General features: G+C 30.8%; 22 protein-coding genes and 1 rRNA gene. 5 read left to right on the top strand and 18 right to left on the bottom strand.

The window, feature by feature from the left end; translation table 11 throughout:
• The first annotated feature begins 1 nt into the window (after position 1).
• On the top strand, positions 2–766 hold the full coding sequence (gene pgeF, locus MOV42_RS03025; protein ID WP_324172337.1) for a peptidoglycan editing factor PgeF: 765 nt from the start codon (positions 2–4) through the stop codon (positions 764–766).
• Here pgeF and dxs read toward each other — a convergent pair.
• From dxs to bioD, 17 genes are all read right to left on the bottom strand, one after another.
• Entirely contained in the window at positions 758–2578 is a 1821-nt protein-coding gene (gene dxs / locus MOV42_RS03020) for a 1-deoxy-D-xylulose-5-phosphate synthase (RefSeq protein ID WP_324172336.1), read from the bottom strand. The genes pgeF and dxs overlap by 9 nt on opposite strands.
• A gap of 7 nt (positions 2579–2585) precedes the next feature.
• Positions 2586–3362 (bottom strand): flagellar assembly protein FliH, encoded by a 777-nt coding sequence (gene fliH / locus MOV42_RS03015; RefSeq protein ID WP_324172335.1) that lies wholly within the window; start codon positions 3360–3362, stop codon positions 2586–2588.
• A 7-nt stretch (positions 3363–3369) separates the two neighbouring features.
• On the bottom strand, positions 3370–4395 hold the full coding sequence (fliG, locus tag MOV42_RS03010) for a flagellar motor switch protein FliG (RefSeq protein WP_324172334.1): 1026 nt from the start codon (positions 4393–4395) through the stop codon (positions 3370–3372).
• On the bottom strand, positions 4395–6092 hold the full coding sequence (fliF, locus tag MOV42_RS03005; RefSeq protein ID WP_324172333.1) for a flagellar basal-body MS-ring/collar protein FliF: 1698 nt from the start codon (positions 6090–6092) through the stop codon (positions 4395–4397). The genes fliG and fliF overlap by 1 nt, the downstream gene beginning before the upstream one ends.
• 19 nt (positions 6093–6111) lie before the next feature.
• Positions 6112–7206, bottom strand: a complete 1095-nt coding sequence (gene hisC, locus MOV42_RS03000) for a histidinol-phosphate transaminase (protein ID WP_324172332.1) — start codon at positions 7204–7206, stop codon at positions 6112–6114.
• On the bottom strand, positions 7196–8287 hold the full coding sequence (pheA, locus tag MOV42_RS02995) for a prephenate dehydratase (protein WP_324172331.1): 1092 nt from the start codon (positions 8285–8287) through the stop codon (positions 7196–7198). Before pheA ends, hisC begins: the two co-directional genes overlap by 11 nt.
• Positions 8284–9075: an HAD-IIA family hydrolase gene (locus MOV42_RS02990; RefSeq protein WP_324172330.1), complete on the bottom strand. Its 792-nt coding sequence runs from the start codon at positions 9073–9075 to the stop codon at positions 8284–8286. The genes pheA and MOV42_RS02990 overlap by 4 nt, the downstream gene beginning before the upstream one ends.
• 4 nt (positions 9076–9079) lie before the next feature.
• Positions 9080–10288, bottom strand: a complete 1209-nt coding sequence (gene lysA, locus MOV42_RS02985) for a diaminopimelate decarboxylase (RefSeq protein WP_324172329.1) — start codon at positions 10286–10288, stop codon at positions 9080–9082.
• Between the two features lie 114 nt (positions 10289–10402).
• Positions 10403–11473, bottom strand: a complete 1071-nt coding sequence (locus MOV42_RS02980) for an LptF/LptG family permease (protein ID WP_324172328.1) — start codon at positions 11471–11473, stop codon at positions 10403–10405.
• Positions 11474–11499: 26 nt separating this feature from the next.
• Entirely contained in the window at positions 11500–12057 is a 558-nt protein-coding gene (pth, locus tag MOV42_RS02975) for an aminoacyl-tRNA hydrolase (protein WP_324172327.1), read from the bottom strand.
• 2 nt (positions 12058–12059) lie between these two features.
• Positions 12060–12596 carry a 50S ribosomal protein L25/general stress protein Ctc gene (locus MOV42_RS02970; protein WP_324172326.1) on the bottom strand — a complete coding sequence of 179 codons (537 nt, stop codon included), beginning with the start codon at positions 12594–12596 and terminating at the stop codon, positions 12060–12062.
• A 53-nt stretch (positions 12597–12649) separates the two neighbouring features.
• Complete coding sequence (locus MOV42_RS02965; protein WP_324172325.1) at positions 12650–13837, bottom strand: PilT/PilU family type 4a pilus ATPase; 1188 nt, start codon at positions 13835–13837, stop codon at positions 12650–12652.
• Positions 13834–14814 carry a transaldolase gene (locus MOV42_RS02960; protein WP_324172324.1) on the bottom strand — a complete coding sequence of 327 codons (981 nt, stop codon included), beginning with the start codon at positions 14812–14814 and terminating at the stop codon, positions 13834–13836. Before MOV42_RS02960 ends, MOV42_RS02965 begins: the two co-directional genes overlap by 4 nt.
• A gap of 394 nt (positions 14815–15208) precedes the next feature.
• A complete protein-coding gene (locus MOV42_RS02955; protein WP_324172323.1) occupies positions 15209–16546 on the bottom strand; it encodes a HAMP domain-containing sensor histidine kinase in 1338 nt (445 codons plus the stop codon).
• A 16-nt stretch (positions 16547–16562) separates the two neighbouring features.
• Positions 16563–17501: an aminodeoxychorismate synthase component I gene (locus MOV42_RS02950; protein WP_324172322.1), complete on the bottom strand. Its 939-nt coding sequence runs from the start codon at positions 17499–17501 to the stop codon at positions 16563–16565.
• The gene (locus tag MOV42_RS02945) at positions 17491–18366 is read right to left on the bottom strand and encodes an aspartate carbamoyltransferase catalytic subunit (protein ID WP_324172321.1); all 876 of its coding nucleotides are present in this window, start codon (positions 18364–18366) and stop codon (positions 17491–17493) included. The genes MOV42_RS02950 and MOV42_RS02945 overlap by 11 nt, the downstream gene beginning before the upstream one ends.
• Positions 18367–18380: 14 nt before the next feature.
• The gene (bioD, locus tag MOV42_RS02940) at positions 18381–19028 is read right to left on the bottom strand and encodes a dethiobiotin synthase (RefSeq protein ID WP_324172320.1); all 648 of its coding nucleotides are present in this window, start codon (positions 19026–19028) and stop codon (positions 18381–18383) included.
• Between the two features lie 76 nt (positions 19029–19104).
• On the opposite strand from bioD, the gene MOV42_RS02935 reads away from it, so the two are divergent.
• The 4 genes from MOV42_RS02935 to aat are packed head-to-tail and all read left to right on the top strand — an operon-like array spanning position 19105 to position 23508.
• Positions 19105–20340, top strand: coding sequence for an aminotransferase class I/II-fold pyridoxal phosphate-dependent enzyme (locus MOV42_RS02935; RefSeq protein WP_324172319.1), 1236 nt, complete (start codon positions 19105–19107; stop codon positions 20338–20340).
• 12 nt (positions 20341–20352) lie between these two features.
• A complete protein-coding gene (locus tag MOV42_RS02930) occupies positions 20353–20652 on the top strand; it encodes an ATP-dependent Clp protease adaptor ClpS (RefSeq protein ID WP_324172318.1) in 300 nt (99 codons plus the stop codon).
• Positions 20649–22841 carry an AAA family ATPase gene (locus tag MOV42_RS02925; RefSeq protein WP_324172317.1) on the top strand — a complete coding sequence of 731 codons (2193 nt, stop codon included), beginning with the start codon at positions 20649–20651 and terminating at the stop codon, positions 22839–22841. The genes MOV42_RS02930 and MOV42_RS02925 overlap by 4 nt, the downstream gene beginning before the upstream one ends.
• The gene (gene aat, locus MOV42_RS02920) at positions 22822–23508 is read left to right on the top strand and encodes a leucyl/phenylalanyl-tRNA--protein transferase (RefSeq protein ID WP_324172316.1); all 687 of its coding nucleotides are present in this window, start codon (positions 22822–22824) and stop codon (positions 23506–23508) included. Before MOV42_RS02925 ends, aat begins: the two co-directional genes overlap by 20 nt.
• A 39-nt stretch (positions 23509–23547) precedes the next feature.
• Here the strand turns inward: aat and rrf are convergent.
• Positions 23548–23663, bottom strand: a 5S ribosomal RNA gene (gene rrf / locus MOV42_RS02915).
• Between the last annotated feature and the right edge of the window lie 194 nt (positions 23664–23857).

Genomic DNA, 23857 nt, shown 5'->3' with positions numbered 1-23857 from the left:
TATGCAATTCTATCATAGTAAACTATTAAGTAATATATCAAATATCACACATGCTTTTACAACTATACAATCTGGGAACCTTGCCTTTCATGTAAATGATGAGATAAACAATGTTAATATAAACCATATAAATTTATCTAAAAAATTAAACTACAATAAACAATCACTCATTCACATGAAACAAATTCATTCAAAAACAGTTCATACAGTAGATGCAAACGACAATTTTAATAATGCACCAACTTGTGATGCTCTCATAACAGATAAAATAAATACCCCGTTAATGGTAATGGTTGCTGATTGTTCACCTTTACTTTTTTTTGATACTAAAAAAAATGTTATCGCTGTCGCTCACGCTGGAAGAGAAGGCACATTTAGTAATATCGTTAAAAATGTAATCAATTCTTTTAAAGAAAATTATAATTCAAATCCCAAAGATATAATTGTTTCCATTGGGGCAAGTATAAAAAAATGCTGTTATGAAGTTGGAGATGAAATATATAAAGAATCTTGTTCACTCAACTTGAACTATGCCATAGAGAAAAAAGATGAAAGTTACTACTTAGATATTAGTAAAATTTTAAAAACTCAACTTCTAGATGCAGGAGTAGAGGAAAAAAACATAGAGATATCTACGGAGTGCAGTTGCTGTGAAGAAGACAAGGTGAATAGCGAAGCAAGAGAAGGTAGCCTGGGCTATAAATATTTTTCATATAGAGCAAATAAAAAGAGTGGAAGATTTTGTGGAGTTATTTTTTTAAAGTAACTCTTGCACTCTTAATGCTAATTGACTTGGTAAGATTCTCAATGATTCTTCAACAAGTTTTGTGTTTCCATGAGTGATAAACTTATCCTCATACTCAAAACTCTCAACCTCTATACCAGTAATTTTTTCTTGGGCTAAAAATTCTAATATAGCACTAGCAACTCCACCCATTTTAGAACTATCAGAAAAAATAAACCATTTTTTATGTTTTTTTGACATATTTTTTAGCATCTCTTTATCTAATGGTTTTACAAATCTTAAATCTAAAATACTAACATCTTGTTTTAATAAGATTGATGTTTCATAAGCACGACCTACCCCATTACCATAACCTATAAAAAGAATATCACTATCATTTGAAAGAAGAAGCTGCGAAATTCCTAGCTTAAACTCATTTGATTCTATCAAATGAGTTTTGATAAATGAACCTCTTGGATATCTTAAAGAACATGGGTGCTCATACTTAGATGCAAAAGACATTGCCTGATGAAATGATTTTTCATCTCTTGGAGCAAAAAGTGTCATGTTTGGAATTGCTCTTAAAAAAGATATGTCAAAAACACCCTGATGTGTTTCTCCATCTTCTCCAACTATTCCTGCACGGTCAAGTGCAAAAACAACAGGTAAATCCATCAAACAGGTATCATGAATCACTTGATCATACCCACGCTGTAAAAAAGTTGAGTAAATTGTACAAAAAGGTTTAAAGCCTTCTTTTGCTAAAGCACTCATTGAAGTTACTGCATGTTGTTCTGCAATCGCTACATCCCAAAATCTATTTGGATAAGCTTCTAAGAGTTCACTAAGTCCAGTTCCACTTGGCATAGCGGCAGTAGCACCAACAATTTTTTCATTTTCTTTTGCTAAATGGAGTAAAGACTCTGTATAAATTTGAGTAGCACTTTTCTCAGAACTTTTTTTAGAACTGCTTCCATCATTCAAATCAAATGGACCAACTCCATGCCATTTTTCTTCTTTACCCTCAGCAATATCATAACCCTTACCTTTAATAGTTTGAGCATGTATAATTACAGGCTGACCTAGTTTTTTTGCTTTTTGGAAAATTGATATTAGTTGCTTAAGGTTATGTCCATCAACGGGTCCAATATAGTTTATTCCCATCTCTTCAAACATTATCCCAGGAGTTATTAACTTTAAACTCTCTTCCATTTTTTTTGCAAGATAATGTGCTCCATCTCCAAAGTTATCAACAAAATTTTCAGTATGTTTTTTAAACTTTTGGTAAAAAGAACCAGCCATTGCGGAACTAAGCATTCTACTTAATGCCCCAATAGGTTTTGCGATACTCATCTCATTATCATTAAGTATGATAATCATAGGGTATTTTCTATCGCCTAATTCGTTTAATGCTTCATATACCATTCCAGCAGTCATAGAACCATCACCTATCATAACAACAGGGATTCTTGAGTCCTCTTCCCCTTTAATAGCGATGCCTTTTGCAGCACCAACTCCTAGAGATATAGATGTAGAACTATGCCCTGCTACAAAATAATCATGCTCAGACTCACATGGTTTTGTGTAACCACATAAACCACCAAATTCTCGCAAAGTATCAAACTCTTTCCATCTATTGGTTAATAACTTGTGTGCATATGCCTGATGAGATACATCAAAAATAAAAGGGTCTTTTTTTGAGTCAAATACCTTATGCATCGCTACTATTATTTCTGTTGCACCAAGGGTTGAACTAAGATGACCACCATTTTTACTAACTACTCTTAATATTTCTTCTCTTATATCATTACAAATATTTTCTAGCTCTTTTATGCTTTTTGACTTAATATCCATCTACACTCTATTCACTTAAGGCTGCTCTTTTAACTCTCTCAAATCTTTTTGATATTTGAGAGTCTATATTTCCTGCGTCACTGATGGCAATTACACCACCTTCGCTTACAGCACTATCTGAAATGATTTCTATATGTTCCAAAGAACCAACACTTTGTGATATTTCACCATGATTTTTTGGATTTACTTTTAAAGTGACTTTTGAAGCACTCTGTAACTCTCTTATCAATTCATTTGATAAAATTTGTGCTATTTTAGTTGAATTGTCATCTAGCTCTACATTTACAACTTCTTTAGCAATATCTAGTGCTGCGGTAATCAATTCACTCTTGATACCTTCAAGTGCTTTTTTATATTCAGATGCACTATTTTCTAATGTTGCGACAGAAGCACTAAACTGTTCTAATCCATTAGCAAGATTTTTCTCTTCATCCTTTAATGCTTCTTCTTTACCTGTTTGTATTCCTTCATTAAATGATTCTTCTTTTATTTTTTCTAATTCTTGCTTATGTTCTTCTGTCATACTTTCTAGTTTCATCTGTAATTTTATAAAATTTGATGACATCTCATCAGTTTTTTTCATTAATGACTCTATTAGAGATTCTTTCGATGAATTACTTAGAGCGCTTGAATCTATATCACTATCTCTGAGTCCTGGATTACTTTCTTTAGTAAAGGTATCTTCTTCTGTACTTTCTTCATTTAATCCTAAACTTAATACTTTAAAGTTATATTTATCAACATTATGCTTAGAGAAATTTTCACTTGATATTACATTTGGCATCTTTTATCTACTCTACCATTTCATCAGTTGAACCCATCTGTATAACTCCAGATTCCGCAAGTCCATTTACTATTTCAACTATTGCTCTTTGTGCACCTTCAACATCTTTCATCTTAACAGCACCAAGAAATTGCATCTCCTCTTCAAATGCATCTCTAGCTCTTTCACTCATTGCAGTAAAGAATTTTTCTCTTAACTCTTCTGCTGAAGACTTGAGTCCTAACATCAAGTCTTTTTTATCCACAGTTTTTAAAATCTCTGTTATTGCAATTTTATCAAGAGTAACAATATCTTCAAAAGTAAACATCATTTCTTTAATTAAAGTTGCCATTTCTTCATCTACTTGCTCTACCTGAGCGAGAGTAGCTTTTGCAGATTTTGCACCAAGACGATTGAAAATATCTGCAACTGCACGAGGACCACCAACTTCAACTTTATATGAAGCTAGTGACTCAAGCTTAGACTCAAGAACTGCAGAAACTCTTTTTATGACAGAAGGAGAAATATCTCCAAGTTTAGCCATTCTCATAGCAACTTCAGAGCGTAAATCATCAGGAAAGTATTGTATAGTATCTGCTGCTTCTGTTGCATCCATATGTGCTAATATTAGAGCAATAGTTTGTGGGTGTTCTGTAACTATGAAATCTGAGAGTTGCTGTGGCTTGATTTTTGAAAGATATGAAAAATTTTGTATATTTTGCATACTTTTTGAAAGTTTTTCTAAAACCTTTTTTGCCTCTTCTGGACCAAGAGTTCTATAAAGTAATTCTCTCGCATACTCCATACCACCTGCTGTAAGAAACTGGCCAGATTGAAAAATAACATGAAACTCTTCTAGTATTGCTGTTCCTATTGCTTTATCGATACTTTTATTGCCTGCAATATATTTAGATACATCGGTAATGGCCGCTACACTCAAGTTTGAAAAAATCGATGCTGTAGCCTCTTCACCAAGTATCATTAATAAAATTGCTACTTTTTCTGCCATACTCATTTCATCAAAAGATGCTTGTTGTAATGGAGTTAAGTTCATTATTTAGCTCCTTCTTCTTCTTCAGTTAGAAGAGATTGCAGTAATGCTGCAACCTCTTCTGGTGCATCTTCTACCATAGTTCTAACTTTTTCTAATAACACTTCATGTTTAAGTTCATCTTCATTAAATCCTTCTCCTACACCAAGTTGACTCTCAACTTTTTTACGCATTTTTTGTACTTTTTCGACCAAGTCTTCTTCTTCATCATCTTCTATATCCAAAGTTGGACGATTTTGTTCATCTTCTTCTTTTGAAACTTCAAGCATTTTAGCAGCAAATGGAGATATTACTTTTTTATAAAAAATCAAAAATAATATCATTACAAATAAATACTTAAACAAACCAGAAAAAGGAGTTAAATAAGTTTGGCTAAAGTTGACTGCTTGAGAAATTCCATCTATTTCTGAAGGAGAAGAATCTCTTGTAAATTGTAAATTCTTAACACTAACTATATCGCCCCTTGATTCATCTATACCGATTGAGCGACTAACAAGAGAAGAAAGTGCTTCAAGGTCACTCTCTTGTATTTTTTCATATTCTAAAATTTCTGTTGGGTTGCCTTCATCATCCATTTTATAATTATATTTTCCATCTATTATTACAGCTGCACTTATTCTTTTTATTCGAGCAAATTGTGACTTAGTTGTCGAAACTGTTTTGCCTACTTCATAGTTCGTAGTACCTGTATTTTTTTCATACTTTTCATTAGGTTGATTTGATTTTAGTCCTTGAACAGGACCAATATTACTAACAGTTCCAGGGACTCCACCAATTTGCTGGGATAAGCCACCCTCTTTTTTCTCTTCACTAACTTGTTCACTTCTTACAACATTTTCTGGATCAAAAACTTCTGATTTTGAATTTTTTATTGAAAAATCAAATTCTATTGTAACTTGAGCAACAACTTTTTTCTTTCCACCAACAAAAGGAGAAATAACTTCTAGAATTTTTCTCTGTCTTTTTCTCTCTTCTTTATTTTTAAACTTTTGTTGAACTGCTGAAAGCTCACCCATCTGTGCCATTTCATCTTCATCACCTAAAGTTTCACCTTCTGAATTTATAAGCATCACATTTTGTGTTTCAAGCTTAGGTACAGATGCTGAAACTAGATTTTTTATACCTCTTATCTGTTTTGCTGAAAGTCTGCTACCTTCAATCATTTGAATCATAACAGAAGCAGTAGGTTTTACTTGTTTAGCAACAAAAAGTGTATCTTTTGGAAGTGCTAAACTTACACTTGAAGATTCTATTGGTCCTAAAGAGTTGATTGTACGAGAGAGTTCACCTTCTAACGCACGGAGATATTTTACATCTTGGTCAAACTTAGTTGCACCAAATTCTTGAACATCAAAAAGCTCAAAACCAACACCTTTGTTTTTAGGAATACCCATAGATGCAATTGTTATGCGTTCTTTGTATACAACATTTTTTGGTACTTTTATAACATTGTTGTCTTCTAGTTTATATGCAACCCCATCTTTTTCTAGATGCTCTACAACCTTAGCCGCATCTTCAGAACTTAATGAACTAAAAAGAATTTCGTATTTATCATCTGTATTTTTTTGAGCAGTAAAAACAACCATAAAAATCAAAAATGATACTATCCCAACAATAGCTGACACAATAATTATTTTTTGTTCTTTACTTAACTTAGTAAAAAGTGTTACTAACTGTGTAAAAAGTACTTTAAAATCCATTAAATTCCCATTTTATAAATTACAAAATTTCAGAAGTTAAAGCAAAAAACTTACTATTTTGCTCAGTTGTTCCAACTGTTACCCTAATTGCGTTCATTCCATAACCACTTAAATCTCTTACTATCATCCCTCGTTGCAAAAGTGCAGTTGCAATCTGTGAAGATTTTTGGTTTGAATTTAGACATAATGTAACAAAATTTGTATAACTCTCAATTATATCTATTTTTTGCTCTTTTGCAAACTCTTCATAGCGTTTCATCTCTTTAAAGTTATCAACTATACTATTTTCAACAAACTCTTCATCTTCTAAAGCAATAGTAGCAGCCTCAAGAGATAGAGTTGTTATATTAAATGGTGGTCTTAACTTATAAAGTTCTTTAATAATTTTAGCATCTCCAACTCCATAACCAACTCTCATACCACCTAAACCATAAGCTTTTGAGAAAGTACCTAAGTAGATAGTATTACTAAACTCTTTAAGTAAATCTTTTGGCTTTACATATTTAGATGCATCTTTAACCAATGCATATTCCATGTAAGCCCCATCAACAACAACCAAAGTATCGTCATCTATTTTTTTAATAAAGTCAAACAAGGCTTTAGCATCTATGGCATCTCCAGTTGGATTATTTGGTGTACATAAAAATATAATAGATGGTTTTTCTTCTTTGTAAATCTTGTAGAATTTGTCTAAATCATGTTCAACACCAGTTGTTCGTAAAATTTCTGCTCCAACATGTTTTGCATAAATTTCATACATTGCAAATGTTATAGAGTTCATCAAGATTTTAGAATTTGAATTTGCTTTTGCATGAATTAAAAACTCTATAATTTGATCACTACCAGAACCAATAATGATATTTTCATCTTCTACTTGAAACCTTTTACTAAGTCCACTTTTTAAATTCATCATAGAGTCATCAGGATATAGTGCCATTTTTGCAACTATGTCAACAACTGCTTTTTGAACTTTCAAAGAACATCCATTAGGATTTTCATTACTTGCTAATTTAACAATATCTTTTGGTTCTATACCAAATTCTCTTACAACCAACTCTATAGGTTTCCCAGCTTCATATGTTTTTATATCTTTTATTTGTTCATTAAATTTCATTATTGTCTCCATTTACATAACTACCTAGCCACGTTACTTCACTTCCGTGTTTTTCAAGAACTCGCTGTATTCTATCTTCATCTATATGTCCATAAAAATCTATATAAAACCAGTATCCAAATCCACTTTTATCTTTAGATGGACGAGATTCTATTTTTGATAGATTTATATTTTCTTCATCAAAATCTTGTAAAAAATGGACAAGAGCGCCAGCTTCAACTCCATCTTTTAATCTAACTAAAATTGAAGTTTTATCATCTTCACTTTTGGCATTTTTAAAGTCACTCAAAATCACAAATCTTGTGCTGCTATCATGTTCATCTTCAATATTTTCAAACATCGTAGGAACACAATATAGTTTAGCAGCAATATGACTACAAATTGCTGCAGCTGTTGGATCATTAGAGGCTAAAATAGCAGCTTTTGCAGTTGATTCAACAGGGATATGCTCAACATTTACAAGTTCATGTTCTGATAAAAATTCTCTACACTGTCCAAAACCTTTATCTTTTGAGTAGATTTTTGTTATTTTATCTATTGAAGTAGCTTTTGTTACAAATGACATGTGAATGGGCATGTAAAGTTCTGCAACTATTTTAACTGTACTTTTTGCAAGCAAATCAAGAGTTTCACCAACTACACCATCTTTGGAGTTCTCCATTGGAACAACACCAAACTTAGCTCTTTTTGCTTCTAATGTTTTAAATACTGAGTATATTGAACCTAGTGATATATAATCACTCATAGCTCCAAAACGACTCTCAGCTGCTTGATGTGTAAAAGTTCCTTCTGGACCAAGATAAGCTATTTTTTCTGGAAGTTCTAAGTTTCTTGAAACTGCAAATATCTCTAAAAATATTGCTTCAATAGCACTTTTGTTTAAAATGCCATCACTATCTTTACTATAAATATCTAGTCTCTCAATAATTGCTTTTTCTCTTTCTGGTCTGTATATAGCACCACCTGACTCACTCTTAATATCACCAACTCTTCTAACAACTTTCATTCTGTTATTGAGAAGCTCTAATATTTCGTTATCAATCGTGTCTATAGAATCTCTACAATCATCTAAAGTTTTCATTTACTCTCCCTCTTATTTTGCTCCAAAATCTCTTGAATATTTGCAAATATTTCATCTGGTCTTAACTCTTCTTTTAAAGATGGAATAATTTCTTGAGCTGTTTTATACTTTCCGCTTGTTACAAAAATAGTTTTCATTCCTAGCTCTTTTGCTCCACCTAAATCACCTTTAACATCATCACTAATCATTGTTATTTTATTAAACTTTGCGCTTATATCTTGTATATTTAACTTTTTAAGTGCCTCTTCATAAAAAGATATACTTGGTTTTCCAACAACTTTATATGAACTTGATGTTGAAAATTCAAGCATTTTCAATATACCACCAACACCAGGGTATCTTTTGGCATTTTGAGCATAAATAGAAGTTTCATTCATACCAATTAATTTGGCACCACTTAGTAAAAAATCTATCATTTGAGCATATTCATCTGCATGAAAATCTTCTTTTATGGCAACTAGAACAGTCTTAGGGTTTTCATAGTTTAAAATATATCCCATTTTTTGAATTGTTTGCATAAATGCTTCTGAGCCATAAGCAGCGACACTCTCTTTAGGTACACAAGACTCTAAAATCATCAAAGGGTCTATGTATGAAGAAAATTCAAACTCAAAACCAAGAGATTTTAAGTATTCATAAAAATCATAAGAAGACTTTTTTGTATTATTTGTAACTATCATATATGGTGTATTTTGTTTATTTAAACTTCTAATAAATTCTAAACTTCCAACGATTGGAGTCTTGTCTGCATCACTTATGAGAGTACCTTGAACATCTATGAAATACAAATCATTACTCTTCTATAAACTCTTTTTCTAAAGCTATCAAATCATCAAAACTTTCTCTTTTTCGTATAAGTTTTGACTCTCCATCGATAACTGCAATCTCAGCACTTCGTCCACGGGTATTATAGTTACTTCCCATACTAAAGCCATAAGCTCCTGTACTATGCACTACTAACAAGTCATTATGCTCTAACTTAGGTAATGGATAATCTTTTGCGAAAAAATCTCCACTCTCACAAACTGGACCAACTATATCAATTGCTCTTAAATCAGATGTAGAATCTGTTATAGCTTCTATTTTATGATAAGCGTTATATAGTGCTGGACGAAGAAGATCATTCATCGCTCCATCTACCACTACAAATTTTTTATTACCATTATGTTTTTCATATAAAACTTTTGTTAAAAAGTATCCTGCATTTGCAGTTAAGAATCTTCCTGGTTCACAGATAACAGTTAAATCTAAACCTTTAAGAGTTCCCAATATTGCTTGTGCATATTCATAAGGTGATATAGTAACTTCATCCTTATATTTTATACCAAGTCCACCACCAACATCAAAAAACTTTAGTTTAATCTCGATTGACTCTAATGAACGAACCATATCCGCTACAATAACAGCTGACTCGTATATTGGCTCTAGATGCGTAAGCTGTGAACCAATATGAAAATGTACTCCAATAGGATCTAAATATTCTGAATTATTTGCGATTATATACATTCTCTTTGCTGTATCTATATCAACCCCAAATTTATTGTCATGAAGTCCTGTTGAGATATAAGGGTGTGTTTTTGGGTCTATGTTTGGATTTACTCTAATGCTTATACGAGAAATTTTATCTAGTTCTTTTGCAATAACTTCTACTCGTTTTAATTCTGCTTCACTTTCAACATTTATGTATAGTATCTCTTTTTGGATAGCTTCACGAATCTCATCATCACTCTTTCCAACACCAGAAAAAATAATCTTATATGCTGGTATACCCGCTAAAAAAGCACGACGCACTTCTCCAATAGAAACACAATCAGCCCCACTTCCCATTTTAGCGAAGTGCTGTACAACACTCAAATTTGAGTTTGCTTTTACTGCGTAAGCCAAGATAGATTTTCTTGCTTTAAATGCGTCTTTTAACTCTTGATATTGTTCACCCATATAATCAAAATCATATATATAAAGTGGTGTTTTATATGTAGATGCCAGTTCTTTAAAATTCATTTAGTAATTTCCAAATCTTTTTTAAGTCATTTTATCTAAAAAGTGCTTATATTTTTGTTATAAAAAAATTTGCTTGATTTATCTCATCTTAAATAAATCTTTTAAATGCGCTAATTAGGTGGCTAAGCGATATTTTCTCCACTGTCTAATAGCGATAAAAAAGAGCAATATTACTGGGGTAACAACCCCTGTTTCACTTGAAATTGTTTTATTATTTGATAGCTCTATAAGCATAAATAAAATCCCCCAAACAAAAAGTGTTGCTAAAATTGCTCCAAAACTAAAGAGAGAGACATTTAAAAATCTTACACTGATGGGAACAAAGAAAAATATTATAACTACCAAACAAGGTACAAATAATGGATATATAAATATTTTATAAAGCGCCCCCTTAATACTATCTGTATTAACACCTTGGTCTTTTAGTAAAAGAAGGGCATCTATTGCATTTGTAATTGTAAAGTTTACTTTTCCTTCGTAAACTTGATCTAGTATTTTAGGTCTAAATCCCTTTAAAATATTAAGTCCTTGCTGATGTTTTATTCCCATACCTTTAGAATCAAAACTCATATCATCAGGTTTTGTGATTACATCTGCATCTTTTATAAACCAATAGCCATCTCTATACATGGCACTAGAAGCTACTATAACTTCTTTTAGTATATTATCTTTTATACTAAAAACTCTTATACCTTCTGCTTTTTCTTGCAGTGGTAACATTTTAGAAAAATAAATATATTTGTCTTCATAAGTAAAAAAAAGATCTCTTGTTGGACTTAGATATGCCGCATTTTTGCGAATATTATTTGAAAATTCATCTGCACGAGAAAAACTAGGTATGGCATGAAGTGATATAAATATAACTATTACTGAAGTAGCTACAACAACAAAAGGTCTTAAAACATCAACCCGTGTATAACCTAATGAATAAAATGAAACAAGTGCATTCGAGCGGATAAGAAAAATTTTAGTTGTTATCATGGCAAAAATCAAAGAAAGAGGAAGAAGCATATCAATAGCAAAAAATATTTTATATACTAAATATATGAGAACTAAGTTAGCTGATGATGATAGTTTGTCAGCATTTTCCATATAGTCAAAACCAACCAAAAACATTACTAGTGCAATCAATATAATTAAAAAATATTTAAGATAATGAAAAGATATATATTTAAATGCTAGCAAATCATTCCTTTTCTTAAATAATTATCTTATTTTAGCTGAAATTTTTTAATTGTATATTTAGAACTTACATCTTCTAAAGAATACTCTAAAAGACTCTCAACTGCTTCGCATGTAATAGAAATTAAATCGCGTAAATGCTCTTTTTCTTTAATGCTGAAATCCCCTAAAACATAAGAAGAAACCTCTCCTTTATGCTCTGGTTTCCCTATTCCTAATCTTACTCTTTTGTACTCTCTTGATATTTTTTCATCTGTAGATTTCAAGCCGTTATGTCCACCATGTCCACCACCCAACTTAAAGCGCAATGTCCCAAATGGTAAGTCTAAATCATCATGTATTACAACAACTTCTTCGATTTTATAAAACTTTTTAACTGTCAAAATTGAGTTTCCAGATAGATTCATAAAAGTAAGTGGTTTTAATAAAAAATGATTTTTAAACTTGAAAAGTTCACCATTAAATGATGATGAAGATAATTTTTGAGCATTTTGTCTTAAAATAAGCTCATCTATAACCATAAAGCCTATATTATGACGATTATTCGCATAAGTCGCTCCAGGATTACCTAGACCGACTATAAGCATGACTATTTAGCTTTAATAATACTTATTAATGCTACGCGATCAGAATCTAAGAAAGTAACATTATCAATAGCTTCTAAATCACGAACAAGTCTAGAATGACCCGTATCCATTGTAGAAATATCAATTTCTATACTATTTGGAATATTTTCAACAGCTGCTTTTACAGTTACGCGAGACTTTGCCATATGTACAAGACCTTTATTTTTAGTCCCTATCGCTTCACCAACTGTTACAATAGGAATATTGTAGGTTGTCAAGACACCAGGTTGGGCTACCATTAAATCAACATGCAAAAGCTTTCCAGTTACTGCTTGTGACTCATATGATTGAACTACAACGCTCAACTCTTTGCCATCTACCTTGATAGCAAACGCTAAAGTATCTTTGTTGCGAACAGCACGGACATATTCATTCATTTTGAATGCAGCATTGATATTTTCAAGCCCTTTTCCGTATATGTTTGCAATTAGATATCCATCACGACGAAGTGCTTTTGTGCCCTTCTTGCCAATACTCTCTCTAATTATGCCTTCTAACATATTAAATCCTTAATAAAAAATATTCGGAATTATACTTGCTTTTATTTTAAAATCTACTTTAAATCAAAAATATCATCATTTTTATCAATTTCTATATTTCCTTTTTCATCTGAAGATGTGTTATTAGTCGTTTTAGCAGAAGTTAATCCACTCATTCTCAGCTCTAAATCAGAGGCACTTGTTGCATAATCTTTGGCTTTTTCTTTTGTGATAATACCTTCTTCGTATAATTTTAAAATATGTTGATCAAAACTTTGTGATTTATAGTGTGCACTCCCTTTTTCAATGGCATCTCTAATCTCGTAATCTCTATTTTCCATAATAAGCTTTTCAATAGTTGGTGTACGAACTAAAACCTCCATAGCAGCTCGTCTTCCACCTTCTACTGTAGGAATTAATCTTTGAGAAATTATGCCTTGTATTACACCTGAAAGTGACATTCTTACGCGGTTTTGCTCTTCTGTTGGAAAAGTTGCAATAATACGATTTATTGTCTCTTTAGCATCTACCGTATGAAGAGTTGAAAAAACTAAATGCCCAGTATCTGCTGCATGAAGTGCAAGATTAATTGTTTCTCTATCACGCATTTCTCCAACTAAAATAATATCAGGGTCTTCACGGAGAGATGCTCTTAAAGCTGTACTAAAAGAGAGAGTATCTTGACCCACAGAACGCTGATTTATAATACAACCTTTATCTTTATGAACAAACTCTATTGGGTCTTCTATGGTAATAATATGCTTTCTTTTTGTAAAGTTTATCTCATTTATAAGAGAGGCTAAGGTTGTTGACTTACCACTCCCTGTTACTCCCGTAACAAGAATAAGTCCTCTCTCTTTTTTTATAAAACTCTTTAAAATATCAGGAAAGTGTAACTCTTCCATCGAAGGTATCTTTATAGGAATAACACGAAAAACGGCAGATACTCCATCCATCTGAAAAAATACATTTACACGAAAACGATTTCTTTCATCAAAAGGATAAACTAGATCTATATCTTTTTTTTCTATAAACTCACTAAATCTTCCTTTTAGTAGTTCTTTTGCAAAAGTAAGCGCGTCATCCTTTGAAAAAATATCACCAGCGAACTGAACAATATTACCATTTATTCTTGCACGAATTACAGAATTTGCTTTTATATGAAGGTCACTTCCTCCAAGCTCAATCATCTTTTTTAAATAGGCTCTAACTTTATTTAATTGTGCAAAGGTTAAATTACTTACATCTATATCAGCACTCATAAAGCTTCCAAAATATCATTAAACGAATCTTTAAATGAATCTAGTCCATCTTCAATTTGCTTATCAAGAACTGCTTCAAAATCAATTCCAGCGTTTATAAGAGAATCAAAATACTCTTTAATTACTTCATTTGAAATAGGTAATGCTTTCTCTTTACCTCCATCTCTATCATACACTAAGATTGTATCTATTGGAGCTGTATTTACACTATTATATGCCAAAAGTTTCTCGACATAATAGTATGGAGGCAATGAGTCACCTTTTACACCAGTGCTTGCAAAAAGTGCTCTACAACCATCAATATTCATATCTTGTATTGTTGTGTAAATATTTGCACTATTATAAATCCCACCTAGTGCTTCATCTAAGCCTTTTTTACGAAGTATCTCGTCAATAGCTCTATCAATTCTACTTACAAAAATACTAATAACAGTATCAACTTTTGAACCATGTTTTTTACTACCACGCTCAAAAGCTCTAGCACAAGAGATTGCTTGTTCTTTTTTAAAAATAAGAGTGGCATTAACGGGGATTCCTTCGCTTGTTAGTTTCTCCATTGCGATATATCCGGCAGTTGTAGCTGGCACTTTAATCATTACATTCTTATAATCTATTTCAGCAAAAAGTCTTTTACCCTCTTCAATTGTGGCATCTGCGTCATCACAAAGAAAAGGGTCTACTTCTATACTTACATAACCATCATTACCATCATTAAAAAGCACTTGCAAGATACTTGCAGCTTTTTTAATATCATGTATTGCAAGAGCTTCATATTTCTCTTTTGCACTTAAACCTTCAAGTGATTTTAATTGTTCTTTATATGCTGGTGAATTTAAAATAGCATTTTTAAATATTGCTGGATTTGAAGTGGCACCATTTATGATACCTCTTTGTATTAAATCTTTAAACTCATTGTCTAAATAATCTCTTTCAATAAAATCTGCCCACAACGAAAACTTCAAATCTTGAATATACATACTAATTCCAACCTTTATATAATAATCTTGAATCTATTATATCCCAAAAGTTTTCAAACTTTTTTAAATTTACTAAAAAGAGGTAATGAAGTAATAATAAAACATACATTACCTCACTATTTATATATATATTTTCTTTTATTAAATCATAATACAAAAAAAACTCAAAAACAAAGATTTTATAAAACTCTAAATTTATCAAAACTATAACTAAAATACTAAATAATGAAACTAATAAAAGAGAAAAATATTGATATTTTTTATGGAGTAAATATGCAAAAATGACTAAACTTAAAAAGTAAACAACATATAGACCTAAAAAAAATAGATACAACAATGTAAAATGAAATATTAGAGCTATTACAAAAAAAATGATATTTTTTAATACTGGCATCTAGCTTATAGATTTTGGAAGTTGAAAACTAAATATGGAACCCATGCTAGATGATTTAACTTCTATTTCATTATCAAACTGTTTTTGCATAATCATCTGACTCATATATAGACCAAGACCTGTTCCGTTTTTACCTTTTGTACTAAAATAAGGCTCAAAAAGTTTATCTATATACTTTATATCTATTCCATTTGCATTATCTTCTATACTGATTTTTATGCTATTTTCTTCATTTTTATAAACTATACCTATTTTCGGGTTTTTTACTTTTGCTTCTATAAGAGCATCTATGGCATTATTTAATATACTTAATATAACTTGTACAACCTCATTTATATGTGTATCAATACTAATATTACCTGTATTGTGCAAGACTATATTAACTCCAACTTCTCTGGCTCTGGGAGTTGAAAAATTAATTGCTTTTTGAATTAACTTACCTACATCAATATGTAAAATTTCTTTATTTGGTCGAAAATATGTTTGAAAATCATCAACAGTTTCTGAAAGATACATAATCGTATTACTAATCTCAATTAATGTCTTGTCTATCTCTCTCTTTTGTTGGTTTTCACTCATTAATTGTTTGATTTGATAGTTCGAAATTTGAAGAGTTATTGTAGACAATGGTTGTCTCCACTGATGAGCTATCATACTTATCATCTCACCCATTACCGCTTGTTTTGATTGTGCTGTAAGAAGTTTGTCTTTTGCTTTTAATTCTTCTAATTTCCCAGCAAGTTCTATATTGAATTTTTGTAACATATCTTGTTGTTTTAAAATTAATTTTTTTGCTTTATCCATATTAATCTTATAAAAGTAAATAATAATACTTAAAATAATCAAGACAAATGCAATATATGTAACCTGATAAAGAGAATATTTAACTTCTATAAAATTTTGTAAAGGTGCAATTATTAATATTATAGTTACTACAGACAACCAATAAAGACTATTTTTTTTATTTTGAAAATAAAGGAGAATTATAGGATAGGTAAAAAGCCAAATATGTTTTAAAGAACTTGGTTCATATATATATATAAGAAAAAGAAATAAAAAAGAGAACTGTGCTGTTAAAACAAAAGCTACTTGTTCAAATAAACCTCTATATTTCCTTAATATTAAAAATAGCATTAAATTCATAAATATTAAAAATAATTCTAAAAAAATCAATCCTGATATATCTCTAATTACATTGCCTATAATTCCATAAACAAGGGCAACAGAAGAAAGAACTAATCCTATGTTTAGCATTTGATATCTAGATTGTAAGTCCTTTTGAGTATTATTGAAACTCCATCCACTTTTAAAAAAATCATCATAATTCAATTTTTTCATTTCTTTCTCCTAGTATCTATGGCAGATATATTTTATCTAATAATTCATTATATTCCGCAGATGCTTTACTATCTAAAGTGATGCCACCACCACTTTTATATATATATCCATTTTTTGTTTTTTGAATAAAACGAATCATTACTCCACTGTCAAAACTTTCTCCATCGTAAATACCAAATATACCACTAAAAAAACCTCTATCGTAATTTTCGATTTTTTCAATAATTTCTAAAGTACTTTTTTTTGGTGTTCCACTAATACTTCCTGCTGGAAGTAAGGAGTTTAGTATATCACCAAGTTTACTATGCCAATCACTTCCTATATCCCCACTTATGTGAGAACTAACTTGCAGAAGTTCTTTCTCTCCTGAGTCTATTTTTTGAACATATCTAAACTTTTCTACTTTTACATTCTTTGCTACTATTGATAAATCATTTCTTAACAAATCTACAACCATTGTATGTTCTGCCATTTCTTTTTTATTTTTAAGTATCTTTTTTTTAGCATCTACTAAAGAAGCATCAATCGTCCCTTTCATAGGGTAAGTATTTATTTTATTATCTTTAATTTGTATGAATTTTTCAGGAGAAAAGCATACAAAGTCATCTTTATATCTAAGTTTATAGTGAGCATTAGCAAAGCGATAAATCTCCTTAAGTGTTAAGTCAGATTTTATTTTAGTAGGAGCAGTTAGGTTTAAAAGATAAGTATTTCCAGATTTTATTTCTTCGATAGTATCATCAAACTTTTCTTTATAATTTTTAAACTTCTGAGCATTTTTTTCAAATAACTCACTATGTTTTTTATAGATATAATTTTCATCAATACAAAATTCAATGTCATGTAAAGAGAGTTCATTTAAAGGAATAACTTCTATTTCTTTTGCTAAAAAGTCACTTATAAAAAGAAAAGGCTTTCTCTTTTTAGCTAGTTTATTTAACTTATCAAAGGTCATGTATAAGTTTTTTTAGTACCGCCATTCGAATTGATACACCATTAGTAACTTGCTGCAACACTTTGCATCTACCATCCGCCAAAAGAGCATCGCATATATCTATATTCCTATGAACTGGCCCAGGATGCAGAAGTACAATATCTCTATCTCCAACCAATTCAGTAGTTATACAAAAATCACTTGCATAATCTTTTAAAGAAGCATAACTTTGAGAAGAATGTCGTTCCGTTTGTGTTCTTAAACTCATAATCACATCTACTTCATCTACGATTTTATTTAAAAAATGAGTTGTTCTAAGAGTAGTTTTTGGTAAAAAATGAGGAGGGGCTACTAAAATAACTTCCATACCAAACCTAGAAAGAAGTTCGATATTTGAATTTGCAACTCTTGAGTTTTTAATATCTCCAACTATTGCTATTTTTTTACCCTTTACTTCACCAAAATGCTCCATTAAAGTAAACAAATCTAAGAGTGCTTGTGTCGGATGAGAATGAGCGCCATCTCCTGCATTTATTATAGAAGCCTTAGTATGTTTTGATAAAATTTTAGGAACACCAGAGTTTTGATGTCGTACAATAATAGCATGAGGATTCATTACATCCAAATTCATAGCTGTATCAACAAGAGTTTCACCTTTTTTTGTTGAACTTTTTGTTAAATCCAAATGAACCATCTCTGCTCCTAATCTTTTTGCAGCTATTTCAAAAGAACTTTTTGTTCTAGTTGAATTTTCAAAGAATAGTGTAATAATAATCTTATCCTGTAAAATTCTATAAAAATTACCATCACTAAATTTTTTCGCATCTACAAAAAGTTCTTCTATTTCTTTGATACTAAAATCATCTGTACGAATCAAATGTTGCATTTAAGTCCTTTAATTTAGAGATTATACAAGACATCACAAATAGTGTCAATATTTTTACTAACTTTCATAACATTAAATCCAATTTCTTTAAAATATGGCTGAGAGACTGCTGAAAAACTATCATTGCTATCACGATTATTAAAAGCAACAACATATTTTATATTTTTATTTTCAAGAGCTTGTTTACTTAATAAAGTATCATTTATACACCCTAAAGAGCAGTGGGTGACAAGAAGCGTAGATGCATCTAGGTATGCTATCAAATCTATCATCATTATTTTTTCATCTATTGGAACATAAAGTCCACCAGCGCCTTCTATTATCAAGATATCACATAGTTTTCCTAATTTTTGTATGGCATTGTCGATTTTTTTAATATCTAATGGAGTGTTTTTAGATGCCACAAAGGGTGCAGCTGGTAACTCATACTGAATTGGTACAATATCTTTTACATATATATCTTTAAACTCAATATTCAACTCTTTAACTAAAGACAAAAGTTCTTCTCCATCAGGACAAAAACCATCTACAACACCCGTTTCTATTGGCTTCATTACACCAACTCTCAAACCTCTAGATGCATACTCTTTTAAAAGTAGTTTCGTAGTATATGTTTTACCTATATCAGTATTTGTTGCTGTTACAAAAATTTGTTTTTTCATCTTTGGATTATATAACTTTAACTATTAATTATCCCTTCTTCGCTATAATCGTGCTTTATAAAAAGGTATATATAAAATGAATAATTATGAAGTATTTTGTACAAAATTTGTACAAAAAATTGGTAATAAAGAAGGTGCTGTAAGTCCTACTGTAACATCATCCGCTTCTTTTTCTTATGGAACTGCACAAATAGCAGAAGGTATATTTGATGGAAACGTAAAGAAACCACTATACTCTCGCATGGGCAATCCAACATCAGCAAGACTTGAAACAATCTTAGCCGAGATGGATGGAGGAGTTGGAGCAGTTGCAACAAGTTCAGGTATGGGAGCGATAACATTAACAACTATGTCTATTGTATCCATGAACGATGAAATCATCTCTATTGGTGGTCTTTTTGGTGGAACTTATGCACTATTTAGTGAAACTCTTCCTCGTTTTGGAATTAAAACAAACTTCTTTGATGTTGATGAGATAGAAGAAATAAAAAAAGCAATAAATGAAAAAACAAAAATTATATTTTTAGAGAGTGTTGGAAATCCGAATATGCGCTTACCAGACATCAAACAAATTGCACAAATGGCAAATGAAGCAGGTGTTATTTTTATAGTTGATAATACTATTACTCCTTTATGTGTTTCACCCATAAAACTTGGAGCAGATATCAGCATCTACTCAACTACAAAAATTATCTCAGGTAATTCATCTGCTCTTGGTGGATGTGCAGTTTTTCGTGCTGTGAAAAAAGAAGATGAGAAACTGAAAAGTTCAAGATATCCTTTCATGGCAAAATTTATAAAAGGTGTTGGAGAGATGGCACTAATTGCAAATGCCAAAAAAAGAGCCTTAAGAGATTTTGGAATGAGTGCAAATGCAAATGCATCATATCAAACTATGCTTGGACTTGAAACATTACCATTACGCTTATCAAGAGTTTCAAAAAGTGTTGAAATAATAGTCTTGGCACTTCATGAAGCAGGATTAAAAATAAATCATCCCTCTCTAAAAGAACACCCACATAATCAAAGATATTTAAAAGATTTTAAAAATGGCTGTGGAACACTCTTTACTATAAATATGTTATCAAAAGAAAAAGCATTTTCATTTTTAAACAAAACTAAACTTGCTACACTTACTGCGAATATTGGTGATAGTAGAACTTTAGCACTTCATATGGCATCTACAATTTACACTGATTTTGATGAACCAACAAAAAAATTCCTAGGAATTAGTAATGGTTTAATTCGTGTCTCAATAGGATTAGAAAATCCTCAAGATATTATTGATGATTTTATTCAAGCAGCACAATAAGGGATTAATACAATGCCAACAAATACAGAGATAGAACTTTTACATGAAGTAAAAATAAAACATCCAAAAAGGTATAAAGTCTTTTTGTTAAATGATGATTATACTTCTATGGAATTTGTAATAGATATTTTAATGACAGTGTTTCATAAAAGTTACGAACAAGCCCAAAATATAATGTTAGATATTCATAAAAAAGAAAAAGGTTTATGTGGTGTTTACACCCATGAAATAGCAGAAACAAAGATTGTACAAGTAGATAAAAAAGCTAAAGATAATGGATTTCCATTAAAAGCTGTAATGGAGCAAGAATGATTAGTACAAGATTAAATGATATTTTTCAAAAATCAATCCTATATGCGAAAGGCTTAAGACATGAATATTTGACAATAGAACATGTTTTTTATTTACTTCTTAGTTCAAAAGATGGTTCTACAATTATTCAAACATGTGGTGGGGATATAAATAAGATGAAGGAAGCTTTAGATGATTATATTACTACAAATATTGACACTCTTCCTGAAAATATTACTCAAGACCCTTACGAGAGTATTGCTCTTTCAAGACTTGTTGATAACATGATTAGACATATACAAAGTGCAAATCAAGATAGTGCTGATGTTGGTGATTTACTTGCTGCGCTTTATGAAGAAAAAAATACTTTTAGCTATATGCTTTTAGATGAATATCAAATATCAAGATTAGATATATTAGAACTTATTTCACACTCCCAAGAAAATTCTGAAAAAGAAGAGAGTGAATCTTTTTTAGATAAATACACTATCAACCTTTTAAATAAAGCAAAAAGTGGAAAAATTGATCCAGTAATTAGTAGAAATAATGAAATTCAAAGAGTTATACAGATTTTATGCAGAAGAAAAAAGAATAATCCTATTTTAGTAGGAGAAGCTGGAGTTGGAAAAACTGCAATTGCAGAAGGCTTAGCACTTAATATATCTAGCGGTAAGGTTCCTGACATTATAAAAAAAGCTGAACTTTTTGCACTTGATTTGAGTGCTCTTTTAGCTGGCACTAAATATAGAGGTGATTTTGAAAAAAGGCTTAAAGGTGTTATGGATGAATTAAAATCACATCCCAATGCTATTTTATTTATAGATGAAATACATACTCTTATAGGTGCAGGAGCTACAAGTGGGACTATGGATGCAGCAAATCAGCTAAAACCTGCTTTAGCATCTGGAGAGCTTAGATGCATGGGTGCTACAACCTTTGCTGAATACAGAAATGGGTTTGAAAAAGATAAAGCTCTTAGTAGAAGATTTTCCAAAGTAGATATCAATGAGCCATCTATTAAAGCTTCTATTAAAATACTCAAAGGCTTAAAAAGTAAATATGAAAAACATCATAATGTTATATACACAACAAAAGCATTACGAAATGCAGTAGAATTATCAAAAAGATATATTACTGATAGATTTTTACCAGATATTGCGATAGATCTTATTGATGAAACTGCAGCTAGTTTTCATTTAAAAAAGAATAAACGCAAAAAAGTTACAGGTTATGATATTGAAAAAACAATTTCTTCTATTATTGGTATTTCAAACTCAAAAATCACAAAAGATGAAAGTACTTCTTTAGTTAATTTAGAAAAAGATTTGATGGCATTAGTCATTGGACAAGACAATGCAGTAACTGAAGTTAGTAAATCTATAAAAATATCAAAAGCAGGTTTAACTCCTTCAAATAAACCAATAGCTTCTTTTCTTTTTTCTGGTCCCACAGGTGTTGGGAAAACAGAACTTGCTATATCACTTAGCAATACATTGGGCATAAATTTTGAACGCTTTGATATGAGTGAATATATGGAAAAACATGCACTTAGTAGATTAGTGGGAGCTCCCCCTGGTTATGTTGGTTTTGAACAAGGAGGTTTACTAACAGAAGCAATAAAAAAACATCCATATTCAGTTTTATTACTAGATGAAATAGAAAAAGCACATGCTGATTTGGTTAATATTTTACTTCAAATTATGGATAATGCAACACTTACAGATAACAATGGGTACAAGGCTAATTTTCAAAATGTTATACTTATAATGACTTCAAATATAGGCTCAAGCTCAAGAGCAGTAATGGGATTTAACAAAGACATATCTTTGTCAAAAGATGAAGATTTAAACTCTTTTTTTACTCCTGAATTTAGAAATAGACTAGATGCAATAGTAGAATTTTCTCAACTAGATATCACAACCATTAAAAGCATTGCACAAAAATTTATTAATGAATTAAATCTTGAACTTTCCAAAAAAAAGATATCAATTACTATTTCAACAAACGCAATAGATTTTATTGCTAAAGAGGGATATTCAAAAGAGATGGGGGCAAGACCTTTAAAAAGATATATTCAAGATAATATTACAAATAAACTAAGTGATCAAATATTATTTGGTAAATTGAAAAACGGTGGTAAAGTGCAAGTAAGTTTCAATAAAAAATTAATCCTTAAATTTAAAGCACAAGATGATTCCTCAACTAAATAAATATGACTTAACATTTCCAGATGCCAGTGAGGCAAATGAAGATGGTATTTTAGTTTGGGGTGGTGATTTAAATCCATCAAGACTTTTGCGTGCATACCAAAGTGGAATATTTCCATGGTATGCACAAAATGATCCAATACTATGGTGGTCACCAAATCCTAGACTTATTATGGAATTAGATGATTTCAAATTAAGTAAATCTCTTAAAAAAAGTATGAAGAAGTTTGAGTATAAATTTGACTCAAACTTTACACAAGTAATGAAAAAGTGTAAAGAAGTTCCAAGAAATGATCAAAACGGAACTTGGATAAGTGATGATATTATTGAAGCATATTCAACACTTTTTGATATGGGAATAGCACACTCGGTTGAGAGTTATTTAGATGGAGAACTAGTTGGAGGGGCTTATGGCGTTGTAGTTGGTAAAGTATTTTGTGGTGAATCAATGTTTGCAAATACTAATGATGCTTCAAAATCAGCATACGCAATTTTAATTAAACATCTAAAAGAGTGGGGATATGATTTCATAGATTGTCAAGTTCCAACAAATCATCTTAAAAGCCTCGGTGCAAAAGAAGTAAACAGAGCATATTTCATAGAAAGATTAAAAAGTGTGAATATGGATAAAGTGAATAATATCTGGGAAATAAATAAAGATTTTATATAAGATGATAGTAAAGTAAAAAAAAGAGTTAAGAAATGATCAACTAGGCAGCGACCTACATTTCCACAGATGCAATCTGCAGTATTATCAGCGATGAGAGGCTTAGCTTCTGGGTTCGGAATGGGACCAGGCGTTTCCCTCTCTCTATAGCCACCTAGACAATCACATATAAAGATACCTAAGTATATTTATATGTGACTGTACGAGTCATTATTATGAGTGAGTACTCATTAAATATTAATTGTCGTGTGTTCTATGCCATTTCTAAGCATAGAATATAAAGTCAACGAACTAAATAACTATTTGTATTACGCTTTTGGAGCTTAATACACTAAACAAGGTAGTGAACGAA

The sequence above is a fragment of the Sulfurimonas sp. genome (assembly GCF_029027405.1).
In the GTDB taxonomy this organism is placed as follows: Bacteria; Campylobacterota; Campylobacteria; order Campylobacterales; family Sulfurimonadaceae; genus Sulfurimonas.
Note: the sequence above shows the minus strand (reverse complement) of the source record. Positions and strands in the feature narration are given on the sequence as shown.

Excerpts from the sequence above, each read along its gene's own strand:
- pgeF (WP_324172337.1), top strand. The coding sequence starts at position 2 with ATGCAATTCTATCATAGTAAACTATTAAGTAATATATCAAATATCACA.
- dxs (WP_324172336.1), bottom strand. The coding sequence starts at position 2,578 with ATGGATATTAAGTCAAAAAGCATAAAAGAGCTAGAAAATATTTGTAAT.
- fliH (WP_324172335.1), bottom strand. The coding sequence starts at position 3,362 with ATGCCAAATGTAATATCAAGTGAAAATTTCTCTAAGCATAATGTTGAT.
- fliG (WP_324172334.1), bottom strand. The coding sequence starts at position 4,395 with ATGAACTTAACTCCATTACAACAAGCATCTTTTGATGAAATGAGTATG.
- fliF (WP_324172333.1), bottom strand. The coding sequence starts at position 6,092 with ATGGATTTTAAAGTACTTTTTACACAGTTAGTAACACTTTTTACTAAG.
- hisC (WP_324172332.1), bottom strand. The coding sequence starts at position 7,206 with ATGAAATTTAATGAACAAATAAAAGATATAAAAACATATGAAGCTGGG.
- pheA (WP_324172331.1), bottom strand. The coding sequence starts at position 8,287 with ATGAAAACTTTAGATGATTGTAGAGATTCTATAGACACGATTGATAAC.
- lysA (WP_324172329.1), bottom strand. The coding sequence starts at position 10,288 with ATGAATTTTAAAGAACTGGCATCTACATATAAAACACCACTTTATATA.
- pth (WP_324172327.1), bottom strand. The coding sequence starts at position 12,057 with ATGCTTATAGTCGGTCTAGGTAATCCTGGAGCGACTTATGCGAATAAT.
- MOV42_RS02970 (WP_324172326.1), bottom strand. The coding sequence starts at position 12,596 with ATGTTAGAAGGCATAATTAGAGAGAGTATTGGCAAGAAGGGCACAAAA.
- MOV42_RS02965 (WP_324172325.1), bottom strand. The coding sequence starts at position 13,837 with ATGAGTGCTGATATAGATGTAAGTAATTTAACCTTTGCACAATTAAAT.
- MOV42_RS02960 (WP_324172324.1), bottom strand. The coding sequence starts at position 14,814 with ATGTATATTCAAGATTTGAAGTTTTCGTTGTGGGCAGATTTTATTGAA.
- MOV42_RS02955 (WP_324172323.1), bottom strand. The coding sequence starts at position 16,546 with ATGAAAAAATTGAATTATGATGATTTTTTTAAAAGTGGATGGAGTTTC.
- MOV42_RS02950 (WP_324172322.1), bottom strand. The coding sequence starts at position 17,501 with ATGACCTTTGATAAGTTAAATAAACTAGCTAAAAAGAGAAAGCCTTTT.
- MOV42_RS02945 (WP_324172321.1), bottom strand. The coding sequence starts at position 18,366 with ATGCAACATTTGATTCGTACAGATGATTTTAGTATCAAAGAAATAGAA.
- bioD (WP_324172320.1), bottom strand. The coding sequence starts at position 19,028 with ATGAAAAAACAAATTTTTGTAACAGCAACAAATACTGATATAGGTAAA.
- MOV42_RS02935 (WP_324172319.1), top strand. The coding sequence starts at position 19,105 with ATGAATAATTATGAAGTATTTTGTACAAAATTTGTACAAAAAATTGGT.
- MOV42_RS02930 (WP_324172318.1), top strand. The coding sequence starts at position 20,353 with ATGCCAACAAATACAGAGATAGAACTTTTACATGAAGTAAAAATAAAA.
- MOV42_RS02925 (WP_324172317.1), top strand. The coding sequence starts at position 20,649 with ATGATTAGTACAAGATTAAATGATATTTTTCAAAAATCAATCCTATAT.
- aat (WP_324172316.1), top strand. The coding sequence starts at position 22,822 with ATGATTCCTCAACTAAATAAATATGACTTAACATTTCCAGATGCCAGT.